This window comes from Streptomyces sp. NPDC006012, from assembly GCF_042871185.1.
In the GTDB taxonomy this organism is placed as follows: domain Bacteria; phylum Actinomycetota; class Actinomycetes; order Streptomycetales; family Streptomycetaceae; genus Streptomyces.
Map to the genome: position 1 here is coordinate 23,131 of NZ_JBIAIE010000032.1, position 26,183 is coordinate 49,313.

Here is a 26,183-nt window from a genome sequence, read left to right on the forward strand (position 1 = left end):
GCCGCAGGTCCTGGCCGCGACGGTGGTGCTGCAGAGCCTGCACGGGCTGTCGGACTTCGAGACAGTCGGGACCTGTCCCCGAGGAGTGGACACCTCTGAGCCCGACCCCGGGAGGGGGCGGGTAGGAGGCGTCTTTTATGGTGATGAAGGTCTACTCGCCTGAGTTCAAGGCGGACGCTGTCGCGCTGTACCTGTCGGACCCGGGCCACACCTTCGAGGGCATCGGTAAGGATCTGGGGATCAGCCGCGAGACGCTGCGTAACTGGGTGCGGGCCGAACGGGCCTGCCGCGGCGGGGGCAGCACGACGAGCACGAGCACGGAGAGGAGCACGGTGGATTCCCCGTCGACGGCCGAGGAGCTTCTGGCCGAGAACGAGGCCCTGCACCGGGAGCTGGCGGCAGTCCGCAAGGAGATGCACAAGCTGGCCACCGAACGGGACATTCTCCGCAAGGCGACGAAGTTTTTCGCACAAGAGATGACCTGGTGACCAACCGCTTCCAGTTCATCGAGGACCACCACCGCGCCTGGGGCGTGAAGCGGTTGTGTGCCGTGCTGGAGGTCGCCCGATCCAGCTTCTACGAGTGGCGGGCCGGCGGCGCGGCCCGCGCCGCCCGCGAGCGGGCCGATGCAGCGCTCGCCGAGCGGATCAGGGCCGTCCACGCCGAGTGGGACGGCACCTACGCCGCCCGAGGATCACCGCCGAGCTGCGCGAAGAGGGCGAGCGCGTGAACCACAAGCGCGTCGGACGGGTCATGCGCAAGTACAGCATCGCCGGGCTGCGGCTGCGCAAGCGCCAGGTCACCACCGTGCCCGAACCGTCCGCTGCCCCGATGCCCGACCTGCTGGGGCGCGACTTCACCGCCACCGCGCCGAACGCCGAGTACGTCGGTGATATCACCTACCTGCCGGTGGGCGACGGCGAGTTCTTGTATCTGGCGACCGTGATCGACTGCTTCTCGCGCCGTCTGGTGGGCTGGTCGATCGCCGGCCACATGCGCACCTCACTGGTCACCGACGCGCTCCGGACAGCCGCCCGGGTCCGCGGCAGCATGGCCGGAGCCGTTTTCCACAGCGATCACAAAGCCCAGTACACCTCCCGTGAATTCACCAATGTATGCGCCGAGTTGGGCATCAGACAGTCCATGGGTGCGGTCGGCACGAGCGCGGACAACGCACTCGCCGAGTCATTCAACGCGGCCCTCAAACGCGAGACGCTTCAAGGTGCCCGCAGCTTCAACGGGGTCCGCGCCTGCCGCCTGGCCGTCTTCCGCTGGACCACCCGCTACAACACCCGACGACGGCATTCGGCGAACGGACAGCAGACACCGATCGCCTACGAACAGCAGTCAGCTCCCCTGACACTTGCCGCATAACAACACGAACAGGTGTCCACTCTCCGGGGACAAGGCCCGGCCGTCTTCAAACGGATCTTGCCCAGAGTAGGAATGACGCGAAGCTGACTGCTGCCTCGTAGGAGGTAGCGGTCTTGTCGTATCTGGTGGCGATGCCACGGAAGCCTTTGAGCCGGTTGAAACAGCGCTCGACGACGTTGCGTCGGCGGTAGATCTGCCGGTCGAACGTGGGTGGGCGGCCGCCTTGACGGCCACGGTTGTGCCGGTGTCGCTGCTGGTCGGCCTTCTCCGGGATGGTGCACGCGATACCGCGTTTGCGCAGGTAGGCGCGGAACCCACGGGAGCTGTAAGCCTTGTCGGCGCGCGCAGATGCTGTCGTGGCGTTGGCCGGGAGTCAGCAGGATCGCGAGCGGGCGTCCCTTGCCGTCACAGGCGAGATGGATTTTGGTGGTCAGTCCACCTCGGGATCGGCCGAGGGCGTGATCGTCTGGTTCGTCCTGCCGGTAGATCCCCTTTTTCGGCCGGTGGCGGCGGCGTGCTGGTGGGCGCGGACGATGGTGGAGTCGATCTGGACGAGCCAGTCGATGTCGCCGGCCGCGTCGGCGCGGGCCTGGATCTGCTGGAGTGCCCGAGTGAACACGCCGTTCAGGGCGTAGCGACGGAAGCGGGTGTAGACCGTCTTCCACGGCCCGTAGCGTTCCGGCAGGTCACGCCAGGAGATCCCGGTTCGGATCTTGTAGACCATCCCGTTGATGACCTGCCGATCCTCCACACGCGGACGGCCCGTCACGGCCCGCGGTATGAGTGGAGCGAGCAACTGGAACTCCTCGGCTCCCGGACCCTGGCCCGCCCCGCCGTGCTCCTCGAACGCCTCGACGACGCCCTCGGCCAGCGCCTCACCTACGAGTACGCGGCGGCCCCCGTCCGCCGGGCCCGCACCACGGTCGGCCTCGGCCGTGACGACGCGCACCTGGTGATCGACAACCGGTTCGACAAACCCGCCACCATGACGAAGGAGAGCACGTACCTCGCGTTCCCGTTCGCGCTGACGCGGCCCACAGTGCACTACGAGACCACCGGCGCGCTGACCGGCACCGGCCTCGCGCACGTGCCCGGCGCGCGCCCCAGCACATGCCGTGCCGTCCAGTCGTTCGTCTCCCTGGCCGACGACGGCGGCCCGGGTCTCCTGGATCACCAGGGACGCGCCACTGGTCGAGCCCGGAGACCATCGCCCTGGCCTACGCGCCCTTCCCCGACTCGACGTCGCCGCGACCGGCCGGCACGGTCTACTCCTGGGTGCACAACAACCTGTGGGACACCAACTTCCCGTCCCAGCAGGCGTTCCACACCACCTTCCGGTACGCGGTGGGCGTCCGCCGGAGCGGCGAGAGCACCGACGCCGACGCCCTGGCGCTGCGTACCGCCTGTGAGGTCGACCACCCGCTGATCGGCGTGCCGGCGCACGGCACGCCCGACCCGGACCGGCCGGCCGAACTCACGCTTCTCTCGGTGGACGACCCGCGCATCGCGGTCCGCGACGCGGCCCCGGTGCCGGGTGACGACGGCGTCGACCTGCTGGTGAGGCTCCAGTCCTTCGCCACGGAGTCGCGCACGGTCCGGCTCAGGTGCGGCTTCCCCGTCGCGGGTGCGGAGCGCGCCACCTATCTCGGCGACCCCGACGGCCCCGTCACCCTTGACGGGGACGACATCCTCGTGGAGATCCCCCGCCCGGGCACCACGGCGGTGCGGGTGCGCCTCGGGGCCACGGGGGTAGCGGGATAGCGCCTCGCCCGCCACCGGCCCGGGGCCGGTGGCGGGCGGCCCACGCTCTTCTCCGGAGGCCGGCGCCGTATGCGACGGGCACGCGGGAAACCCCCGGCGATGACGCCGGGAAGCCCTTGAAGAAAGAAGTCCCGCCAACTCCCGTGCACTCCTGTGAACTTGACCCACTCGCCAGTAGCATCCGACCGGCCAGTAGCACGACGCCCGAGCAGCCCCCTCGAAAGGGTCTCCTGCATGCGCTTATCCTCCCGCGTCGCCCCCGCCGCCCTCGCCGTGGCTGCCCTCCTGCTCGGCGTCCTCCCCGCGCAGGCCCAGGCCCACCCCGACCGCGCCCCCGACCGGGTCACGGTCGGTGACCGCACCTTCATCGCCGACGGCCAAGGCCGCGCGCTCCAGTGGCGCGGCTTCAACCTCGCCGACAAGAGCAGCCGAGGCAGCAATGCGTTCGCCGACATCCACGAGAGCGACCTCAAAGACATGGCCGCCCGGGGCTTCAACCTCGCGCGCCTCGCGTTCTTCTGGGATGACCTCGAACCCACCCCCGGCCACTACGACCGCGGCTACCTGAGCAAGATGCGCCGCATCCTCGACTGGGCCGACCGCTATCACATCAAGGTCATCCTCGACGCCCACCAGGACGTATACGGCCCCCACTTCGGCTCCCGCGGCATGCCCGACTGGGCCACCCGCGACGAGGGGTTGCCGTTCGAGCCGATTCCCGACGACTGGTTCTCCGAGTACTTCGAGCCATCCGTACAGACCGCCTTTGACCACCTGTACAAGGACGCCGACCTCCGCGCCGCGCACGCTCGCATGTGGATGACGGTCGCCTCCGCCCTGGGCAGGCACCCGGCGCTGCTCGGCTACGACCTGATGAATGAGCCGTTCGCGAAGTTCCTCGAAGGCGAAGACCTCCCCACCGCCGCGGCCCGCTTCGAGTCCACCGAGCTCACCGAGTTGTGGAACCGCCTTGCCCGCGCGATCCGCCTGGTCGACCACAGGTCGTGGGTATTCGTCGAACCAACCGTCATCGTCGGTACCGGTGTCCCCACCCAGATGGGCCACATCGACGACCCTCACACCGGCTACGCGCCGCACTTCTACCAGACCGCGATGGAAACCGGCGCCGACTACGACCCCAACGGCACCTTCATCCCCGACTACGAGGCCGCGATCAGCGACTACCCGACCCGTCACCGCATGCCGGTGATCGTGGGTGAGTGGGGCGCCAACCCCGACATTCCGCACGGAAGCCAGTTCGTCACCGACATGACGGCCTCCCTGGACCGCTTCTCCAGTGGCTGGACGTGGTGGCAGTGGTGTCGGGGCGGCAGCTACTGCTTCCTCGACCAGACGGGCGCCACGAAGCCCAGCGCCCAGCTGCTCGTCCAGCCGTACGCGCGGGCCGTCGCGGGCGACCCGCTCACGTTCGCGTACGACCCGGCCACCCGCACCTACACGCTCACCTTCCGCACCCGCGACAACGCGGAGGGGCCCACCCGGATCACCGTACCCAGGGACACCTACCCAGGCGGCTACCGCGTCGATGTCCAAGGCGGCAAGGCCCGTTGGGACGACCACGGCCAGACCGTCACCGTGCGCACCCACGGCAGGACCGGAGCCACCTACAGGGTCACGATCAGCCCGAAGTAGCCCACCCGACTCGCTCGGGGCCGCGGCCCACGGCCCCCGCGTCAGCGTCTGCCCATAGGGCTCGGAGCTTGTCTGGTCGGCAGCGCCACCGTTCCCGCGCGGTACGGGGACACATCCCCGGCCGCGCGGGCGTCATCAGAGGTCAGCTGGTGTCGTGACCGCTTCCAATGAGGTAGCCGCCAAGTGCGGCGGCCACGAGGAACGTGGTCAGGAGTAGCGGCCCGGCGAAGCGTCCCAGCCACGCCACGGTGCGCCGCTAGCAGGCGCCCCAGCATCCGGGAGCGCGGTGGCGTGACGGGTATCCGGTCGGGTCGCCAAGAGGTCGTTTTCACCTGTGATGTCCTTGTTTAATTCGATTTTTGGAGTGCGGGATCGGGGTGGCGGTGAGGCTGTAGGCGTTGTTGAGGTTTGCTGGTCGGGTGGGGTGAGGGGTGGGGCGGGATATGGCTTGTGCCTGTCTCATCCCAGGACGCCTGGCTCTGGCGGCTGCGTGCTTCCGCCGTCATCGCCGTGCGCCTGGGCGACTCGGTTCCTGGCGGTACGCAGCACACTTCCGTCGGAGGGCCGGTGGTCTCTGGACCTGCGCAGGTCGGCGAAGGAGAACATCCTCTGAAGCCAGCGGTCCCTGCCGTCGTAGCGGGGAGTGAAGGAAGACCGGCCGTGCAGGGCGACTCTGTTGTCGACGACCGCGAGGTCCCCCGCGCGGAGCCGTACACCGTTGTACGACCGCTGGACGACCGCGCTGAGTTCGCCGAGCGCGGCGCGTCCGGCGTCGGTCAGACCGCGGGTGGCGGCCTCGTCGAAGCAGAGGTCAGGGTCTGCGGGGTCGCCGGTGAGGACCGCGTGGGCGGCTCCCGTGCCGCCCTCGCCGAAGGACGGCGGGGCCTCGGTGACGAACTCCCGCCGGCCGAGGGCCTCCCGCGTCCGGACGGTCAGCTCCGGCAGCACCCGCCGTACGCAGCAGGTGCGCAGCTCCGAGACGCCTTCGTGGTCGGTGCGCAGGCACAGCAGCAGGACGTAGTCCGGCCGGTGCGGATGAAAGGCGTTCTCTGTGTGGAAGGTCAACTCCACCGATCCCGCGTTGCCCTGGAAGTCCTCCTGGCCGGGGACCGGGACGACGTCCTGGACCAGTGCCCCCGACTTTTCCGCGGCGAACGAGGCCGGGTCGCCGAGTCCGTTCGCAATCAGCATCAGCACGGCCGCGGGCAGCGCCGGGACACGCTGTACGGAACCCTTGGCCATCGGTGTGTCGGGCACGTCCGCGGGGCCGATCGGCAGCCCGGTGAGCAGTAGCCGCCCGTCGGGTCCCGAGTGCCTGCGGAATTCCCGTATGGCTCTGCGCAGTGGTCCGGGGGTGTCGTCCCAGCTCCGGCGGGCGTCGGCGACCCACGCCGGGTCGTCGACCCAGCCGGAGGCCCGTTCCAGCAGGCCCTTGGCGACCTGTCCGAAGTCCGCGAGATCGACGGTGTCCAGCCGCGGCGGGCGCTGTTCGGTGTCCGTCACCGCGATGTCCTTTCCCGAGAGGCCCGGTCCTGAGATGTGCGGTCCTGAGGTGTCCGGAACTGACGTGTCCGCACCGTCATTCGCCCATGGCCTTGATGAGACTGTTGGGCCGCATGTCGGTCCACTCGCGCTCGATGTGGTCGAGGCACGCGGTCCGGCCGTCGGGGCCGAACGCCGTGCGCCAGCCGTCCGGTACGGCGGCGAACGCGGGCCAGAGCGAGTGCTGGCCCTCGTCGTTCACCAGCACCAGATAGACGGCTTCCGAGTCCTCGAACGGGTTGGTCATGGCTGATTCCTTCCGTATGCACTGATCACAAGGGGAATGCGGTGGCCGGAGCGGCCGGGTTCAGACGACGAGCCGAACGGGGAGACTGCTGAAGCCGCTCAGCATCGAGGAGTAGACGGGGCGTGGATCACCGGTGAGTTCGACGCGGCCTATCTGGTCGCGCAGCGCCGTGAGCATGCCGGCGATCTCGGCACGCCCCAGGTAGGCACCGATGCAGTAGTGCGGCCCGTGCCCGAAGGAGAGCTGCCTGTTGGGGGTACGGGCGAGGTCGAAGCGGTCGGGGTCGGTGAACACGGCCTCGTCGCGGTTGGCCGACACGTTCCATAGGGTGACGATGTCGCCGGCGGCGACGGCGACACCGCCCAGCCGGGTGTCCGCGGTCGCCGTCCGACCGAAGTGGATGGCCGGGGTGGTCCACCGGAGCACCTCGTCGACCGCGGCGGCAGGGGTGACCTCCCTCTCCTTGAGCGCCTGCCACTGGTCGGGATGCTCCGTGAACGCGAGCACCGCGCCGATCATCGACAGCCGGCTGGTCTCGTCTCCGCCGAGGATGAGGCTGTAGCAGTTGGCGACGACCTCGTCCATCGTCAGCGGCACGCCGTCGACCTGTGCGGTGGCGAGGACACTGACCGCGTCGGTGCCCGGCCGGGCCTGCCGGCTCTTCGCCAGTTCGGCGAAGTAGGCGAGGATGTCGTTGCGGGCCTGCCAGACGTCGAAGGGCGACTGGTCGGGCTCGTCGGAGCTCAGGGCGGTCTTGGTGAGATCGAGCAGGAACGCCCGGTCCGCCTCGGGTACGTCGAGCAGATCGCAGATCGCCATGAGCGGCAGGTTCCCGGCGACGTCCTGGGCGAAGTCGCACTCCGCCCGGCCGGCCGCGGCGGCGACCAGTTCACCGGCCGCCTTCTCCATCTTCTCGACCACCCCGGCCAGGGCCCGTGGCGAGAAGGCTCTGAGGAGGACACTCCGCAGCTCGCGGTGGCGCTTGCCGTCGGTGACGGCCGCCATCACCCCCGAGGCCGAGTCCCCGCCCTGGAGCAGGGAGGCCAGGACGTTGCCTCGTTCAGAGGTGAAGCGCTCGGGCGCGAGGTAGACCTCGGCCGCGTCGGCGTAGCGCGTCACCACCCAGAATCCGGGGGCCCGGCCCACCGGCGGATGCCAGTGGACCGGTTCCTCGGCCCGCAGCGAGCGCCAGATCTCGGTGAGGTCGTACCGCGCGTGCGTCACGGGGTCGGCGAGATCGAGATCGGCCAGCGCGGAGGGCGGCAGGGGCGTACGGGTCATGACGTCCTCTCCTCGTCCCGCCGGCCCTCGATGCCACGGATCAGCCGGGCGAGCAGACGCCCGACGGCCGCCGCGGGCCGGTCGGCGAGCATGGTGTTGTGCGTGGCCTGGATGTCGTGCACCTCGGTACGCCCGGTCACGTGGGGCGCCCACAGGCTCGGCGAACGGCGGGACTCGCCGCGCTCCAGCTCGGTCGCCGCGCAGAACACGAGGTCGCCGCGGAACGTCCGGGGCCGGTGTGTGCCCGCGATACGGCTGTTGTTCAGGTACACGGTGCGCAGGTGCGACAGTTGCTCCTCGGTGAGCGTCGCCCGCATCTCCTCGGGCACCCGTACACCGGCGAGGACCTGTTCCTCGGTCGGCTGGGCGGCGGTGAGGTCGCGGGGGTAGGTGTCGAGCAGCATGAGCAGTTCGACCTGCTCGCCGGCGTCCTGGAGCTGTACGGCCATCTCCTGGGCCACCAGGCCGCCGAAGGACCAGCCGATCAGCCGGTACGGCCCCGCGGGCTGTACCTTCCGCAGGTGTACGAGGTAGTCGGCGGCCATCTCCGTGATGGCTTCCGGCTGGTGCGCGGGACCGTCGAGGCCGGCGGCCTGGAGCCCGTAGAGCGGGTGCCGGTCGTCCAGATACCGGGCGAGCCCGGCGTAGGCCCAGCTCAGTCCGACCAGGGGGTGCACGCAGAAGAGCGGCGTGCCGGTGGTGCCGGTGCGCAGCGGCAGCAGCACCCCGGCCGACTCCGTCGATCGGCCTGCGCGCAGTGCTTCGGCGAGCACGGCTGGTGTCGGCGCCTCGAACAGGGTGCGTACGGAGACGGCGTGGCCCAGTTCGGCCCGGATCCGGCCCGCGAGCCTGGCGGCCATGAGGGAGTGGCCGCCGAGCGCGAAGAAGTCGTCGTCGATCCCCACGCCGCCGGCGCCTGCAACGTCGTCGATCCCGAGCAGGTCTGCGAAGAGGGCGCACAGGGCGCGCTCGTCCTCGGTCCGCGGCGCGCGCCGCGAAGGGCGGGCGGTGTCCCGGGGTGCGGGAAGCATCTTGCGGTCGAGCTTGCCGCTGGAGGTCAGCGGGAACTCGGCGAGGGTCACCACGGAGCTGGGTACGAGGTGTCCGGGGAGCCGGGACGTCAGCTGACGGCGCAGCTCGGCGGCGGTCGCCTCACCGGTCACGTAGGCGACCAGCGCTTCGTCGCGCAGGATGACGGCGGCCCGGGTCACGGAGGGCAGTTCGGTGAGGACGGCCTCGATCTCGGCGGGTTCGACGCGTACGCCGCGGACCTTGAGCTGGTGGTCCGAGCGGCCCACGAAGTCGAGCCGTCCGGCCCGGTCCCACCGCACCAGGTCGCCGGTGCGGTACATCCGCTCCCCGGCCACGAACGGATCGGCGACGAAGCGTTCCGCGGTCAGTGCGGGTCGGCCCGCGTAACCGCGCGCGACCTGGATGCCGGCGACGTACAGTTCGCCGGGGACACCGGGCGCAACCGGGCGCAGTGTCCCGTCCAGGACGTAGACCCGGGTGTTGTCGATCGGGACGCCGATCGACACCGGGGGGCGGGAGCCCGGATCGGTGTCCGGGTCCCAGAAGGTCGCGTCACAGGTGACCTCGGTGGAGCCGTACTTGTAGTGCAGCGGTACTCCGAACGCGGCGGTGAACCTGTCGTACAGGTCGCGGGTGAGCCCCTCGCCGCCGACGAAGATCCGGCGCAGTCGGGCGAGCGCGGACCGGTCGGCCTCGGCCAGGAGAAGCTCCAGCATGGACGGGACGAAGTGCACCGTCGTGATGGAGTGTCGGGTGAACATGTCGGTGAGGTAGGCGGGGTCCCGGTGGCCGTCGGGCCTGGCGACCACCGTGCAGGCGCCTGTCTGGAGCGGCCAGAACAGCTCCCAGACCGAGACCGTGAAGCCGATCGGGGTCTTGTGCAGGACGCGGTCGTCCGGTGCGAGGCGGTAGGTCCGCTGGAGCCAGCCGAGGTGGTTGACGGCGGACTCGTGGGAGACCACCACGCTCTTGGGCCGGCCGGTCGAGCCAGAGGTGGACATGACGTAGGCGGGGTGGCCCGGCAGCAGTCGCCGTGTCCGGTCCCGGTCCGCGGGATCGTGGTCCGGCCGGTCCGCGAGATCTGCCTCGGTCCGCGCGGTGTCCAGGACGATCGCGGTCAACTCCTGTGGGAGCACGGAGCGATGCGTGGTCGTGGTGATCGCGAGGACCACGTGCGCGTCCTCGCAGATCCGGGCGATCCGCCCGGCCGGGTCCTCCGGGTCGATGGGTGTGTAGGCCGCGCCGGCCTTGGCCACCGCGTGGGCGGCGACAATGAGTTCGGCCGAGCGGGGCAGCGCCAGCCCCACCACGGACTCGGGGCCGACGCCCCGGTCGACAAGCAGGTGCGCCAACCGGTTGGCGCGCGCGTTCAGTTCGCGGTAGGTGAGTGCGCCGGACTCCGCCAGGACGGCGAGGGCGTCCGGGTGCGTGCGCACGCTGTGCTCGAAGAGGTCGGCCAGCGTGGCGGACGGGCAGGCGACGGACGTGGCGTTCCACTCCCGCAGCAGCCGGGTCTCTTCGCCGGGGAGCAGGACGTCGATCCCGCTGATCGGGCGGTCCGGCTCGCCGGTCCCCCGGTCGAGGATCAGGAGCAGACGTGCGGCCAGGTCCCGCACGGTGTCGTGGTCGAACAGCGCGGTGGCGTACTGGACTTCGCCCCGTACCCCGTCCGGGTCGCCCTCGGGCCCGAACCGTTCGGTGAGGCTGAACGACAGGTCGAACTTGGCCGCGAGCAGATCGGCCTCGACCGGCTCCGCGGTGAGCCCCGGCAGGGCCAGCGCGCTCTCGGCGTTGTTCCGGAACGACAGCATCACCTGGAACAGCGGATGCCTGGCCGGCGACCGGGCCGGGTTCAGCGCCTCCACGAGCCGTTCGAACGGCATCTCCTGGTGTTCGTACGCGTCGAGGTCGGTGCGCCGTACCCGGTCGAGCAGTTCACGGAACGTCGGGTCACCCGCCGTGTCGGTGCGCAGGACGAGGGTGTTCAGGAAGAACCCGACCAGCCCGTCGAGCGCCTCGTCGTTGCGGCCGGCCACCGGGGCGCCGACGGGGATGTCGGTACCGGCCCCGAGCCGGGTCAGCAGGGTGGCGAGCGCCGTCTGGAGCACCATGAACACCGTGCTGCCCTGGGCTTCTGCCAGTTGGGCGAGGCGCCCGTGCAGCCCCGCGGGGATGTCGAGGGGCACCGAGGCGCCCGTGCCCGAGGGCCGGGCAGGCCGGGGCCGGTCGGCGGGGAGTTCCAGCTCCTCGGGGGCGCCCGCGAGCGCGTCCCGCCAGTAGGCGAGCTGCTTCGCGCCGAGCCCCGCCGGATCCCTGATGTCACCCAGCACGCGGTTCTGCCAGAGCGCGTGGTCGGCGTACTGCACCGCGAGCGGTGTCCACGCCGGGGCGTCGCCGAACAGCCTGGCCCCGTAGGCGGATGACAGGTCGTACGCCAGCGGGCCCATCGACTCCGCGTCGCCGGCGATGTGGTGCACGAGCAGCAGCAGGACCGCTTCGCGCGGCCCTTCGCGGAACACCCAGGCACGCAGCGGGATCTCCGCGGTCAGGTCGAAGGCGTACCCGACCGCGTCGGCCAGCCGCGCGTCCAGGTCCGCCGGATCCACGTCGGCCACGACCAGTTCGGGCACGGCGGCCTCGGTGGACAGAACGATCTGGCGGGAGCCCTCCTCGTCCTCGGCGAACACCGTGCGCAGCGACTCGTGCCGGCCGACGACATCCCGCAGGGCGGCGCCGAGCGCGTCGGTGTCCAGCCGCCCCCGCAGCCGCACGGCGAGCGGGATGTTGTACGTCGGTGACGGGCCCTCGAAGCGGTGCAGGAACCACAGCCGCTGCTGGGCGAAGGACAGCGGGACACGATCCGGACGCGGCAGTACCTCCAGCGCGGGGCGGGCGGTGGCGGCCCGGCCGAGCCGGGCGGCGATGCCCGCAGGCGTCGGCGCCTCGAAGACGTCGCGCACCGGCAGTTCCACTCCGAGCACCGAGCGGGCGCGGCTCACCAGCCGGGTCACCCGCAGCGAGTGGCCGCCGAGTTCGAAGAAGTTGTCGTCGATCGAGACCGAGGGCACGCCGAGGACCTCGGCGAACAGCCGGCACAGGATCTCCTCGGCAGGCGAGCGCGGCTGCCGGCCGAGGGAGGGTACGACCCGTTCGGGCAGGGGCAGCGCCCGCTGGTCGACCTTGCCGTTGGGTGTGAGCGGCATCTCGTCGAGGACGACGATGCGGGAGGGGACCATGTAGCCCGGGACGGACCCCTCCAGCAGCTCACGCAGCGCGTCACGCTCCAGCTGTCGGCCCGGGGCCGGGACGACGTAGGCGTACAGGTCGCGTTCGCCCTGCGCGTCCTCGCGTACGACGGCCACGGCCTGGCCCACAGCCGGGTGGCCGGCCAGGACCGCCTCGACCTCGCCCGGTTCGATCCGGAAGCCCCGGATCTTGACCTGGCCGTCGGCCCGGGCGGTGAACTCCAGCTGCCCGTCCGGGGTGTGTCGCACGATGTCGCCGGTGCGGTACATCCGGGTCCCGGGGGCGCCGAAGGGGTCGGCGACGAACCGCTCGGAGGTGGCGCCGGGCTGCCCGGTGTAGCCGCGGGCGAGGCCGAGACCGGCGAGGTACAGCTCGCCGGGGACACCGGGCGGTACGGGCGCGAGGAAGGCGTCCAGTACGTAGGCCCGCATACCGCTGAGGGCGCGTCCGACGGGGACCGTGCCGGGCAGGGCGTAGGGCCGGGGCACCCGGTAGGCGGTGGCGAAGGTGGTGGTCTCCGTCGGTCCGTACACATGCACGAAGGTGGTGTCGGGGCAGACCGTGACGGCCCTGCGGAACGCGGCAGGCGAGACCTGCTCACCGCCGGTCCACACCTCGCGCAAGGTGGTGAGGCAGTCGGGTTCGCTCTGCGCGACCACGTTGAACAGCGCGGTCGTCAGGAAGACCGAGGTCACCTCCTCGTCGGCCAGAAGCCGGCGCAGGTCGGTGAGGGCGAGGTCCCCGGGTGGGGCCACGACGACCCGGCCGCCGCCGAGCAGCGGCACCCAGAGCTCGAACGTCGAGGCGTCGAAGGCGTACGGGGAGCGCAGCAGTACCCGCCGGTGGGCGCCGCCCGTCCAGCACGCGTCGAGTGCCAGGGCGACGACGTCGCGGTGGGTGATCGCGATGCCCTTGGGGGTGCCGGTGGACCCGGACGTGTACATCACGTAGGCGAGTTGGTCCGGGTGGGCCGCGCCCGAAGGGACGTCCGCGTCGGCCGTGTCTCCGCTCTCCGGTGCGTCGATTTCGACGACGGGCAGTGGGTGCGGAAGGTCAAGGGGCGTGGCGGCCCGGTGTGTCAGCACGGCGACGGCGCCGGTGTCGGTGAGGATCCTCTCCAGCCGGGAGGCGGGGTAGCGGGTGTCGAGCGGTACGTACACACCGCCCGCCTTGAGGACGGCCAGCGTCGCCACGACCTGCGTCAGGGAGCGCTCGACGTGCAGGGCGACGGCCGTCTCGGGCCCGACACCGAGGACCTTCAGCCGCCGGGCCAACCGGTCGGTGAGCATGTCGAGTTCGGCGTAGGTGGTGGAGACACCGTCTGCGACGACCGCGACGGCGTCCGGGTCACGGCGGACCCGGTCGGCGAAGATCTCGGTGATCGTCCTGGCCGGGGCTTGACGCGGCTCACCGTTCCACTGCTCCAGCACCCGGTACTGGTCGGTGTCCGAGAGGACGTCGACCCGGCTGAGCGGGGTGTCGGCCGCTCCCCCGGCGACCGACGTCAGCAGACGTACCAGACGGGTCGTCAAAGCGATGACCGTGTCTGCGTCGAACAGGTCGCTCGCGTACTCCAGTGCACCGTCCAGCTGCCCGGCGGCTCCTTCTGCGAAGGAGAGCGACAGGTCGAACTTCGCGACGCCGGAGAAGAGTTCCTCCGGTGTCACTTCGACACCAGGGAGGTCGAGGGTCGACGGCACACCGGTGTTGTTCAGCATGATCGTGACCTGTACCAGCGGCTGATGCGCGGTCGAGCGCACGGGGTTGAGCGCCTCCACCAGCCGTTCGAAGGGGACGTCCTGGTGGGCGTAGGCGTCGAGGTCCACGGCGCGTACGCGGTCGAGCAGTTCGGCGAAGGTGGGGTCGCCGTCCAGGCTGGTACGCAGCACGAGTGTGTTCACGAACGAGCCGATCAGCTCGTGGGCCGCCTCGTCGTGACGTCCCGCGACCGGGGTGCCGAGCACGATGTCGTCACCGGCGCCGTGCCGGGCGAGCAGGGCGGCGAACGCCGCGTGCAGCACCATGAACAGCGTCGTGCCACTCTCCCGGGCCAAGCGGGTCAGGGCCTCGTTGAGCGCGCGCGGGATCTCGAAGGAGACCGTGTCGCCGCGGCGCGAGGCGACGGCGGGCCGGGGCCGGTCGGTGGGCAGGGTGATCACGTCGGGAGCGCCGGTGAGCGTGCTGGTCCAGTGGCCGAGCTGCCGGGAGATCTCGCTGTGCGCGTCCTGGTCGGAGCCGAGTACCTGGCGCTGCCACAGGGCGAAGTCGGCGTACTGGACGGCGAGCGGCTCCCAGTCGGGCGCCTGTCCCGAGCGCCGGGCACGGTAGGCCGCCGCGAGGTCGCGGGCGAGGGGCGTCAGGGAGACGGCGTCGCCCGCGATGTGGTGGACGATCAGGGCGAGGACGGCCTCGCCGGGGCCGGTGCGCAGCAGCCAGGACCGGATCGGGATGTCCGTGCCCAGGTCGAAGCGGTGCCCCGCGGCGTCCGCGAGGGCCGCGGGCAGGGCCGGCGCGTCGATGTCGCGGACGGTGAACTCCGGCCGGCCGCCGTGCTCCGGTGCGAGAATGATCTGCCGGCTGCCGCGGCCGTCCGCCGCGAAGACCGTGCGCAGGATCTCGTGCCGCGCCACCACGTCGCCCAGGGCGGCCTCCAGCGCCGGGACGTCCAGGTCGCCGGAAAGCCGCAGCACGACAGGGATGTTGTACGTGTCCGAGGGGCCGTCGAGCTGGTGCAGGAACCAGAGCCGCTCCTGCCCGTAGGACAGGGGCAGCCGCTCGGAGCGTGGGAGGAGGGCGAAGCGCTCCACCCGGTCGCCGGGGCGCAGCACCGCGGCGAGTCGGGCGGCCGTCGGCATGTCGAACACGTCGCGCAGCTGGACCTGGGTGCCCAGGGCGTTGCGTACCCGGTTCACCAGCCGGGTGGCGAGCAGCGAGTGGCCGCCGAGCTGGAAGAAGTCGTCCTGGGGCGAGACTTCTTCGACACCGAGCACCTCGGCGAACAGCGCGCAGAGCACTTCCTCGGCCGAAGTGCGCGGCGCTCTGGCGCCCGGCACCGGCGCCGGGGCACCGGGAGCCGGCAGGGCGCGGCGGTCGAGCTTGCCGTTCGCGTTGAGGGGGATACGGTCCAGTTCGACGAACGCGGACGGCACGAGGTGCGCGGGCAGCCGGCCGGCGAGCGTGGCGCGCAGGTCGTCGGCGCGCACACCGCCGGCCGCGGGGACCACGTAGGCCACCAGCCGCGCGTCACCGGGGCGGTCCTCGCGCACGACGACTGCGGCCCGGGCCACGGTGTCGAGGCCGGACAGTACGGCCTCGACTTCGCCGGGCTCGATGCGGAAGCCGCGGATCTTGACCTGGTCGTCGACCCGGCCGGCGAACTCAATGTGTCCGCCGGCGCCCCAGCGCGCCCGGTCGCCGACGCGGTACATCCGCGCGCCGGCGGGCCCGAAGGGGTTGGCGACGAAGCGTTCCGCGGTCTGGCCGGGGCGGCCGGCGTAGCCGCGTGCGAGTCCGGCGCCGGCGAGGTAGAGCTCGCCCCATACTCCGGCGGGTACGGGTTGCAGCAGGGGGTCGAGCACGTACACCTGGACGTTGCCGATCGGCCGGCCGATGGGGACGGAGCCGGCGGCGAGCGGGTCGCCGGGTTCGAGCCGGAACACCACGCATCCGACGGTCGCCTCGGTGGGGCCGTACTCGTTGACGACCATGGCGTCGGGGTGCCGCTCGCGCCAGTGGCGGAGCAGTCCGGCGTCGAGCGCCTCGCCGCCTATGACGAGGTTCGCCGCGCCGCCGACGGGGCCGGGCAGGGACTCAAGCAGCCGGAGGTGGCTCGGGGTGACCTTGAGCAGATCCGGTCGGGGGGTGTTCTCGTCCAGGGCGCCGATCCTGACCCGGCCGCCGGTGACGAGCGGGGTGAACAGGACGGTGACGGGCATGTCGAAGGCGACCGAGGAGTGCAGCAGCGACTCGCCCGTGGCGGCCGGGTACATGGCGGCCGCCTCGCTGAGGTACGCGGCCAGTGAGGCGTGTTCGACGACGACGCCCTTGGGCTCGCCCGTGGAGCCCGAGGTGTAGATCAGATAGGCGGCGTCCCGGGGGTGCGGGGACGTGCCGAGGTCATCCGCCGGGTGATGGGTGAGGTCCTCCTCGAAGGTACGCGCCGTGATGGTCCATTCCGCGCCGGCGTCCGCGATCAGGTGGTCGATCCGGGCGGCCGGGTAGGAGTCGTCGACCGGCAGGTACGCGGCCCCGGACTTCGCCACGGCGAGCAGGGCGACGACGAGGTCTGCGCCGCGCGGCAGGACGACGGCGACGACCTCGCCGCGGCCGGCGCCCCGGGCCACGAGGTGCCGGGCGAGCCGGTTGGCGCGCGCGTTCAGCTCGGCGTAGGTCAAGGTCACGTCGTCCGAGACGACGGCCACCGCGTCCGGGGTCCGGGCGGCCTGGGCCTCGAACCGCTGGGGCAGCAGGGTGGCGGGCCGCTCCCGGGCGGTGTCGTTGCGGGTGACGAGGAGGTCCGCCGTCTCGGCCCCGGTCAGCAGCGGGAGGCTGTGCACGGGCCGGGCGGGGTCGGCGGTCGCCTCGTCGAGCAGCCGCAGGAAGCGGGCGGCAAACGACTCGGCGGTGGCGCGGTCGTAGAGGTCGGTCGCGTACTCCAGATATCCCTGCCAGCCGCCCTCGTACTCCGACAGGGTCAGCCCCAGGTCGAACTTGGCTCCTTCCGTGGGCACGTCGTCCAGGGTCACGGCCAGCCCGGCCAGGGCCGGCGGCGCCGTGTGCGCGTTCACCGTCAGCATCACCTGGAACAACGGGTGCCGGGAGCGCGACCGCACGGGGTTGAGCACCTCGACCAGACGCTCGAACGGCACCTCGGCATGGGCGTACGCGTCCACGTCGAACCGCCGTACCCGGCCGAGGAGTTCCTCGAAGGTCGGCGTGCCGGAGAGGTCCACGCGCAGTGCCAGGGTGTTGACGAAGAGGCCGACCAGCTGTTCCAGAGCGGCGTCGGGGCGCCCTTCGGCGGGACTGCCCATGACGATGTCGTCGCCCGCGCCCAGCCGGCTGAGCAGGGTGGCGAGCGTCGCCTGGAGCACCATGAAGGGGCTGGCGCCGCTCTCCCGCGCCAGCGCGCCGACGCGTGCGCGCAGGTCGGCGGGCACCTCGAAGGCGACGGTGTCACCCCGGTAGGACAGGGCGGCGGGCCGTGGCCGGTCAGTGGGCAGTTCGATCTGTTCCGGGACCCCGGCCAGTGCGGTGGTCCAGAACGGGACCTGGTCGTCGGGCAGTTCCCGCTGCCACAGTGCGTAGTCCGCGTACTGCACGGGCAGCGGCGAAAGTCCCGCTCCGGTGCCGGCCACCCGCCCGGCGTAGGCCGTGGCGAGGTCGCGGGCGAGCGGGCCCATCGAACTGCCGTCGCCGGCGATGTGGTGCACCACGACCAGCAGGACGTGTTCGTCGTCGCCGGTGCTGAACAGCCGTGCACGCACGGGCAGTTCCCGGTCCAGGGCGAAGGAGACGGCAACAGCGCGGGCGAGGTGCCCGGCGACTTCCGAGGGCTCGCAGACCACGGCGGTGAAGTCGGGGTCGGCGGCGGGCAGGACCACCTGGTGGGGGCCCTGCTCGTCCTCGGCGATCAGGGTACGCAGCGACTCGTGCCGCGCCACCACGTCGGCGAAGGCCGTACGCAGCGCGTCGGTGTCGAGGGCGCCGGCCAGGCGCAGCACGATCGGGATCGTGTACGTGGTCGACGGGCCCTCCAGCCGGTCGAGGAACCACATGCGCTCCTGGGCCATCGACAAGGGCACGCGCTCGGGCCGGGGCCGCGCGGTCAGTGCCGGCCGGGACCCGCTGCCGCCGTCGGGAAGCCCGTCGCCGAGCAGCCCGGCGAGGGTGGCCGCCGTCGCGTTCTCGAAGACGTCGCGGAGGGAGATCTCGGCGCCGAATTCGGTGCGGATCCGGTTGACGAGCCGGGCGACGAGCATGGAGTGGCCGCCGAGCCGGAAGAAGTTCTCGTCGGCGCGGACACCGGGCACGCCGAGCACGTCGGCGAAGACGTCGGCCACCCGGCCGACCAGGCCGCCGACGCTTTCGCCGGCACTCCGGTCGGCCGGCACGTCACCGGTCATGTGGTCGCGGCCGGGCGCGGGCAGGGATTTACGGTCGAGCTTGCCGTTGACCGTCAGCGGCAGGACATCGAGCACGACGCACGCGGAGGGGATCATAGGGGCGGGCAGTGCCCTGGCCGCGCTCGCCAGGATCGCGCCGACGTCGAGCGACTGCCCTGCCTCGGGGGCGAGATAGGCGACGATCCGCCGGTCGCCGGGCTGGTCCTCACGGACCACGACGGCGGCGTGGGCGATCTCCGGCGCGGCCGCGAGCACGGCCTCGATCTCCCCCAGCTCGATACGGAAACCGCGGATCTTCACCTGGTCGTCGGTGCGGCCCGCGAACTCCAGCAGGCCGGCGTGGGTCCACCGGGCCAGGTCGCCGGTGCGGTACATCCGGGAGCCCGCCGGGCCGTACGGGTTCGCCACGAAGCGGTTCGCGGTGAGGCCCGGCCGGCCGTGGTAGCCACGGGTGACCAGGTCCCCCGCGACGTACAGCTCACCGGGGGTGTTGACGGGTGCCGGGCGCAGCCGCTCGTCGAGTACGTAGATCTGGGTGTTCCACACGGGGGTGCCGATGGTGATGACACCCGGGGGCAGGGCGTCACCGGGTTCGATGCGGAACACGGTGCAGCCGACGGTGGTCTCGGTCGGGCCGTACTCGTTGAGCACGGTCACCCCGGGGTGACCGGCACGCCAGGTGTCGAGCGCGTCGCCGAGCAGCGACTCGCCGCCCAGGACGAGCTGACCGCCCGGTGAGAACTCGTCCGCGACGGCGCCCAGGAGCTGCAGATGGCTCGGGGTGGCCTTCACGAAGTCCGGGCGGGTGATGCCGTCGGACGTCGTGGGCCCGGTCGAGGAGGACCAGGCCACCAGCTCGACGCAGCCGCCGCAGATCAGGGGCCCGTACAGGCCGGTGGCGGTGAGGTCGAAGGCGATCGGCGAGTGGACGAGGGCCCGGGTACGCAGGCTCTCGTAGGTGTCGACGGCCCAGGCGAGGTACGCGACGAGCGAGCGGTGCTCGACGACCACGGCCTTGGGGGTGCCGGTGGAGCCGGAGGTGAAGATGACGAACGCGGCGTGGGCGGGGAGCGCCGCGACGCCGGTGAGCGGGGTGGACGACCGGACGGCGATCGCCGGGTCGTCCAGCAGGACGGCGGGTGTTGCGGCCAGGTCGGGCAGGCGCTCGGCGGTGGTGACCACGGCGACCGGGGCGATGTCGCCGAGCATGAAGGCGAGCCGGTCGACGGGCAGCCCGGGATCCAGCGGCAGGTAAGCCGCACCGGACTTGAGGACGGCCAGCAGGGTCACGACGATCTGCTCGGAGGTGGGCAGCAGGACGCCGACGAACGTCTCCGGTCCGGCGCCGGCCTCGACGAGGTGCCGGGCGAGCCGGTTGGCACGCGCGTCGAGTTCGGCGTAACTGAGGGTGACGCCGGCATGGACGACGGCCGGCGCGTCCGGGGTACGGGCGGCCTGCGTCTCGATCAGTGAGGTGAGCGTGCGCGCGGGCACGTCGTGCGCGGTCGCGTTCCATTCGTGCAGGAGTTGGCGCCGCTCGGCCGGGCCGACGAGGTCGAGGTCGCCGACGGGCACGTCCGGTTCGGCGACGACGGACGCGAGCAGACCGACGAAGCGCTCGGTGATCCGCCGGGCGGTCTCGCGGTCGAAGAGGTCGGTGGCGAATTCCAGGAAGCCGGAGATCCCGCCCTCGCGCCGCTCGTTGACGAAGAACGCGAGATCGAACTTCGCCGACGGCGACGTCAGCGGCAGCACGGTGCCGTCCAGGCCGGGGAGGTCGCCCGCGAGGTCGTGTGCCTCTTCGAGTTCGGCGTCGATCCAGTTCAGGTTGGTCTGGAACAGGGGGTGGCGCGCGGTCGAGCGGGCCGGGTTGACCGCTTCGACGACACGCTCGAAGGGCACGTCCTGGTGCGCGTAGGCGGCCAGGTCCGTGGCGCGGACCCGGGCGAGGACCTCCGTGAAGGCCGGGTTCCCGGACAGGTCGGTGCGCAGGACCAGGTTGTTGACGAAGAAGCCGACGAGTCCGCCGAGGGCCTCGTCCGGGCGGCCGGCGACGGGCGAGCCGATGACGATGTCGTCGCCGGCGCCGAGCCGGTGCAGCAGGGTCACCAGCGCGGCCTGGACCGCCATGAAGGGCGTGACGTGGTGGTCACGCGCGAGAGCGAGCAGTGCCTGGTGGACCGGCGCGGGGACGGTGAAGTCGACGGTGTCGCCGCGGTAGCTGGACACCGCGGGCCGCGGCCGGTCGGCGGGCAGCTCCAGCTGCTCGGGCAACCCGGCCAGGGCCCCCGTCCAGTAGGCGAGCTGACGGGAGATCTCGCTGTCCGGGTCGTCGGACGAGCCGAGCATGTCGCGCTGCCACAGCGCGTAGTCGGCGTACTGGAGGGCCAGCGGCGCCCAGGACGGGTCACGGTTCTCGGTGCGCGCGGCGTACGCGGCGATGAGGTCGCCGGCCAGCGGGGGCATCGAGAAGGCGTCCGTCGCGATGTGGTGCAGCGCGAGGAGCAGGACGTACTCGCCGCAGCCCAGGTCGAACAGGGTCGAGCGCATCGGCGGGTCGACGGTCAGGTCGAAGACGGTCCTGGCCGCTTCGGCGAGTGCGGCGTCGAGCCCGGCGGCGTCGGTCGCCACCACGGTCAGCGGCGGTACGGAATCCAGCACCACCTGGTAGGGCCCCTGCTCGTCCTCGGCGAAGACGGTGCGCAGCGCCTCGTGCCGCCCAACGACGTCGCCGAGCGCGGCGCTGAGTGCGTCGAGGTCGAGGTCCCCGGAGAGCCGCAGCGCGACGGGCAGGTTGTACGTGGCGGACGGGCCCTCGAAGCGGTGCAGGAACCACAGCCGCTCCTGGGCGTAGCTGAGCGGGAGGCGGTCGCCTCTCGGCCGTGCGGTCGCACCGGCCCTGCGCGGGGCCGCGCCGTCCAGCCGGGCGGCGAGCCGCGCCGGGGTCGTGGACTCGAACAGGACCGCCAGCTCGATCTCGGCGCCGAGAACGGTACGGATCCGGTTGGCGAGCCGGGCCACGGACAGCGAGTGGCCGCCCAGCACGAAGAAGTCGTCGTCGAGGAACACCTCGGGGACGCCGGTGACCTCGGCGAACAGTCCGCAGAGGATCTTCTCGCGGGCGGTGCGCGGCGCACGGCCCGTAACGGGAGCGAAGTCCGGTACGGGCAGGGCCTTGCGGTCGAGCTTCCCACTGGTCATCAGCGGGAACGCGGCGAGTTCGACGAAGACGGGCGGGACCATGTACTCGGGCAGTTCACAGGCGAGGCGCGTGCGCAGCTCCTCGTGGTCCACCGGCGCCGAGGTGACGAGGTAGCCGACGAGGCGCTGGTCGTGAACGGCGGCCGCCGCCCGGGCGACACCGGGGTGGGCGCGCATGGCGGACTCGATCTCGCCCAGTTCGATGCGCTGGCCGCGGAGCTTGAGCTGGTCGTCGGCCCGGGCCACGTAGGCCAGTTCGCCGCCGCGCGTCCAGCGCACCAGGTCACCGGTGCGGTAGAGCCGGCTGCCGGGCGTGCCGTAGGGATTGGCCACGAACCGCTCGGCGGTGAGCGCCGGCCGGTCGAGATAGCCGCGGGCGAGCTGGACGCCGCCGACGTAGAGTTCTCCCGTCACCCCTGGGGGGACCGGGGAGAGGGTGCGGTCGAGGACGTACGCCTGGGTGTTGAGGACGGGTCCACCGATCAGGACGGTCTCGGCGTCCTTGGGTGCGGGCCACCGGGCGACGTCGACCGCGGCCTCGGTGGGGCCGTACGCGTTGATCAGGATCGCGTCGGGGTGCCGGGACTCGCGGTGGAAGCGGCGGATCAGCTCCGCGGGCATGATCTCGTCGCCGGAGTCGACCGCCCGTACGGACGCAGGGAGGTCGGCCTCGGCGAGGAACGCGGCGAGCCGGGATGCTCCCAGGTGGAGCACGGTGACGGACTGCTCGCGCATCAGCCGCCCGAGATAGGCCGGATCCCGGTGGCCGCCGGGCCGCGGCACGACGAGGGTGGCGCCGCGCGACAGCGTCCAGAACACCTCCCACACGGACACGTCGAAGCCCGTCGGCGTCGCCTGGAGCACCCTGTCCCCGGGGCCGAGGCCCAGGTCCTCCTGCATCCACCGGAAGCGGTTGGTCATCCCCGCGTAGGTGTTGACGGTGCCCTTGGGGCGTCCGGTGGAGCCGGACGTGTAGATGATGTACGAGCCGTTCCCGCCGTGCGCGAGGACACCGAGGTTGTCGTCGGACTCGTTCTCCGCGGCGGTGACCGGGATCCGTTCGAAGCCCTCGATGTCGCTCTCGGCCAGGATCAGGCAGGCCCCGGAGTCACCGAGTATGTACGCGATACGGTCGGCGGGATAGCCGGTGTCGATGGGCACGTAGGAGGCGCCGGCCTTGATCACGGCCCACAGGGCCACGACCAGGTCGACCGAGTACGGCAGCATGACGGCGACCCTGGTCTCGGGGCCGACACCGCGCCTGCGCAGGGCGCGCGCGAGGCGGTTCACCCGCGCGTTGAACTCGCCGTAGGTGACCCGCTCTCCCTCGAAGACGACTGCTTCGGCTGCGGGGTCCTGGGACTCCAGCAGCTCCACGATCGAGTGGGAGTCCGTCGTACGGGCGGTGTCGTTCCAGCCCTCCAGGACGAGGGTGCGCTCCTCGGGGCCGAGGAGGTCGACCTCGGAGATCCGGCGCGCGGGGTCGGTGGTGACCGCTTCGAGCACCCGCAGGAAGCGGTCGGCGAAGCCCTGGGCCGTCGCGTGGTCGTAGAGGTCGGTGGCGTACTCCAAACGGCAGGAGAGCCCGCCGCTCTCCTCGTCGACCAGGCAGTCGAAGTGCACGTCGAACTTGGACGTCTTGTGGTGCGAGTACCCAGGCGTCACGCTCACGTCCGGCAGCGTGAACCTGGCGTCGCCGAAGTCCAGCCAGGCCACCATGACCTGGAAGAACGCGTGCCGCGAGCGGGACCTCTCGGGGGCCAGCTCCTCCACCAGCCGTTCGAAGGGCAGGTCCTGGTGGGCGTAGGCGGCGAGTCCCGTCTCCCGGACCCGGGTCAGCAGGGTCTCGAAGCTCGGGTCGCCGGAGGTGTCGAAGCGGTAGACGAGGGTGTTGATGAACACGCCGACGATGTCGTCGAACGCGGCGTCCGGCCGCCCGGCGATCGCGCCGCCGATCGGAATGTCCTCACCCGCTCCGTGGGCGGTGAGCAGCAGCGCGACTCCCGCCTGGAGGACCATGTACGGCGTGGTGCGGGTGGCCCCGGCGAGGTCGAGCATGCGCTGGTACAACTCGGCGCCGATGGTGAATTCGACGTGGTCGCCGCCGTGGCCGGCGACCGCCGGACGGGGTCGGTCGCCGGGAAAGGTCACGTCCAGGGGCAGACCTTCGAGGGTCTGCTTCCAGTACGCGGAATGCTCGGGAAGGTCGGCCACGAGCGTGTCGCGCTGCCACAGCGCGTAGTCGGCGTACTCCAGCTCCTGCGGAGCGAAGGCGGGCGCGACGCCGGTGAGCCTGGCGGTGTAAGCGGCGGACACGTCCTCGATCAGCGGCTTCATCGACGAGCCGTCGCCCGCGATGTGGTGGATCACCAGCAGCAGGGCGTACCGGTCGCCACCGAGCGCGAACAGCGTCGCGCGCAGGGGCAGCTCCCCGGTGAGATCGAACGGGTGGCCGGCGAAGACAGCGAGGTCGGGGTCCTCGTCGTGGACGACGTCCATCGTGAAGCCCGTGGTGCCGGGCGCCAGCACGACCTGGTGCGGGCCCTGTGCGTCCTCGGGATAGATGGTGCGCAGGGCCTCGTGGCGGTCGACGAGGTCACGGAGGGCAGCGCCCAGGGCCGCCGCGTCGAGGGGGCCGGTGAGCCGGATGTCGAAGGGCATGTTGTACGTGCCGGAGTCGCCCTGAAGGCGCTGGAGGAACCACATCCGCTCCTGCGCGAACGACAGCGGGATCCTGTCGGGGCGGTTGCGTGCCGTGATGCCCGGGGACTTCGTGGCGCGGCTGCCGAGGAGTTCGACGAGGCCGGCGACGGTGGGGGTGGCGAAGACCTCGCGCAAGGACAGCTCAGCGGCGCATTCGTCGCGCAGCCGGTGCACCAGCCTGATCATCAGCATCGACGTGCCACCGAGGGTGAAAAAGTCGTCGTCGACGGTGAGTTCGTCGAGGCCGAGGACCTCGGCCGCGATCAAGCGCAGCCGCTCCTCGGCCGCGGTGGGTGTCCGGACGCCGGGCGCCGGGGCGGCCCGCGCCACCGGCTTCGGCCCTTCGGCGGCGCCGAGGTCGTCCGCCGCCACGTACTCCGGAGTCCCGTCGGAGCGGCGGCGGGCGGACACGCCGGTGCGGTACATCCGGCTGCCCGCGGGGCCGTACGGGTCGGCGACGAACCGCTTCGCCGTCGTGACCGGGCCGACCTGGTAGCCGCGCGCTGTCCGGGCTCCCGCGACGTACAGCTCGCCGCGCCCGCCGGGCGGTACGTGCCGCAGCTGAGCGTCCAGCACATGGAGACGGGTGGGCGCGTCGGGCGTCCCTGGCACGTCTAAGGTCTCGAACGTCTCCACCCGGGAAAGGACTCCGTCGCAGACAGCGGTGTCCTGCACAGCGCCGAGCACCCGCCGGTCGCCGTCGGTGAGCAGGTCGGGCTCGCCGACCGGGCCTGTGGGCCGGGCAGCCAGCGCGGTGAGGAGTGCCTGGTAGCGGTCGAGGTGAGCGGTGACGTCGGCCGGGGTGAAGCGGCCGGGGTCCGCGGTGAAGCTGAGCCCGATGCCGTTCGTGGCTTCGGGGTCAGCGTAGGCGTTCAGGGCAAGGTCACGGACCGGGCCGTACGCAAGCTGGTGAGGTACAGCCTCGGCGCCGCCCACGGTGACCCGCTGCGCCGCGAACGTCAGGACGTTGACGGAGGGGCCGAAGCCGGCGTCCGGGTGCCCCTGGCCGGCCAGCTCGCGGCGCAGTGTCTCGCCGGGGAAGCGCTGGTGACGCGCGGTCTCGGCCATCCGGTCCGCGACCTGGGCGACGAGTTCCTCGAAGGTCGTCGTGGGCCGGACGGTGAGTCGCAGCGGGAGTTCGTTGACGAGCATTGCGGGGGTGGCGAGCGCCTGCGGGCTGGTCCTCGCGGCCATGAAGACCCGGATGGTCACGTCCTCGGCCCCGGTGATGCGGTGCGTGTAGGCAGCCATGGCCGCGATGACCGGCATGGACCAGCGGTTCCCGGGCAGGTCGCGCAGCCGCCGTGCGTCCTGTGCGGACACCTGGCCGGTCACAGCGGGCAGGCTGCTCGCCAGCCCGCCGGTGCCGGGTCCGATCTCCACGGACGGCGGGCCGTCGGTGAAGCGGGCGATCCAGTGGTCGCGGTCCCGCTCGTAGCGGCGCGAGCGGGTGTACGTGTCCTGCCCGGCGAGCACCTCTGCCAGTGGGGCGAAGGGCGAGGGCGCCGGGGGGCGGCCGGACGTGAGGGCGCCGTAGATGTCGAACAGCCGCGTGAGGTGGAGGGTCTGGCCGAAGCCGTCGAGCAGGATGTGATGGCGGCGGAAGTACAACCAGTAGCGCTGTGGTCCGAGGACGAGGACCGCGTGGGCGAACAGCGGGCGGTCGCCATTGACTGCGGCGGCCCCCGCCTGGTCGTCGTCGAGCCAGGCCCGTGCCGCGGCGGCCGGATCGGCCGCACCGCTCAGGTCGACGACGGTGAGCGTGCCCTCGACAGCGGGATCGACGAGCTGGCCGACCGCTCCGCCGTCGTCGGTGAAGCGGACCCGCAGTGCTTCAGTCTCGGCGACGGCCTGCCGGACCGCACGCGCGTACTGGTCCAGATCCAGTTCGCCGGCGGTGTCGAAGTAGATCCCGCAGGTGAACATGGGGCTGTCGGGGTGAAGTTGCTGGGCGACCCATACGCCGTGCTGGGCTGCCGTCAGCGGAATCGGCCGGCCTGTCGATACCTCGCTCACGG

At 71.7% G+C, this 26,183-nt stretch carries 6 protein-coding genes and 2 pseudogenes; 3 read left to right on the forward strand and 5 right to left on the reverse strand.

Features of this window, described 5'->3' with window-relative positions:
* The first annotated feature begins 137 nt into the window (after positions 1 to 137).
* Positions 138 to 1,374: pseudogene (locus ACFYPJ_RS34470) on the forward strand (IS3 family transposase).
* Between the two features lie 46 nt (positions 1,375 to 1,420).
* On the opposite strand, the pseudogene ACFYPJ_RS34475 reads toward ACFYPJ_RS34470, so the two are convergent.
* Positions 1,421 to 2,170 (reverse strand): annotated as a pseudogene (locus tag ACFYPJ_RS34475) (IS5 family transposase).
* 479 nt (positions 2,171 to 2,649) lie between these two features.
* Here ACFYPJ_RS34475 and ACFYPJ_RS34480 point away from each other — a divergent pair.
* Together ACFYPJ_RS34480 and ACFYPJ_RS34485 are read left to right on the forward strand one after the other, a co-directional pair.
* Positions 2,650 to 3,135, forward strand: coding sequence for a hypothetical protein (locus ACFYPJ_RS34480; RefSeq protein WP_389025542.1), 486 nt, complete (start codon positions 2,650 to 2,652; stop codon positions 3,133 to 3,135).
* A gap of 234 nt (positions 3,136 to 3,369) precedes the next feature.
* Positions 3,370 to 4,788 carry a cellulase family glycosylhydrolase gene (locus tag ACFYPJ_RS34485; RefSeq protein ID WP_389025543.1) on the forward strand — a complete coding sequence of 473 codons (1,419 nt, stop codon included), beginning with the start codon at positions 3,370 to 3,372 and terminating at the stop codon, positions 4,786 to 4,788.
* Positions 4,789 to 5,247: 459 nt separating this feature from the next.
* Here the strand turns inward: ACFYPJ_RS34485 and ACFYPJ_RS34490 are convergent, their stop codons facing one another.
* From ACFYPJ_RS34490 to ACFYPJ_RS34505, 4 genes are all read right to left on the reverse strand, one after another.
* The gene (locus ACFYPJ_RS34490; RefSeq protein ID WP_389025544.1) at positions 5,248 to 6,291 is read right to left on the reverse strand and encodes a TauD/TfdA family dioxygenase; all 1,044 of its coding nucleotides are present in this window, start codon (positions 6,289 to 6,291) and stop codon (positions 5,248 to 5,250) included.
* Between the two features lie 76 nt (positions 6,292 to 6,367).
* A complete protein-coding gene (locus ACFYPJ_RS34495; RefSeq protein WP_389025545.1) occupies positions 6,368 to 6,577 on the reverse strand; it encodes an MbtH family protein in 210 nt (69 codons plus the stop codon).
* Positions 6,578 to 6,637: 60 nt separating this feature from the next.
* Positions 6,638 to 7,858 carry a cytochrome P450 gene (locus tag ACFYPJ_RS34500; protein ID WP_389025546.1) on the reverse strand — a complete coding sequence of 407 codons (1,221 nt, stop codon included), beginning with the start codon at positions 7,856 to 7,858 and terminating at the stop codon, positions 6,638 to 6,640.
* Entirely contained in the window at positions 7,855 to 26,181 is an 18,327-nt protein-coding gene (locus ACFYPJ_RS34505) for a non-ribosomal peptide synthase/polyketide synthase (protein WP_389025547.1), read from the reverse strand. Before ACFYPJ_RS34505 ends, ACFYPJ_RS34500 begins: the two co-directional genes overlap by 4 nt.
* Positions 26,182 to 26,183 lie beyond the last annotated feature (2 nt).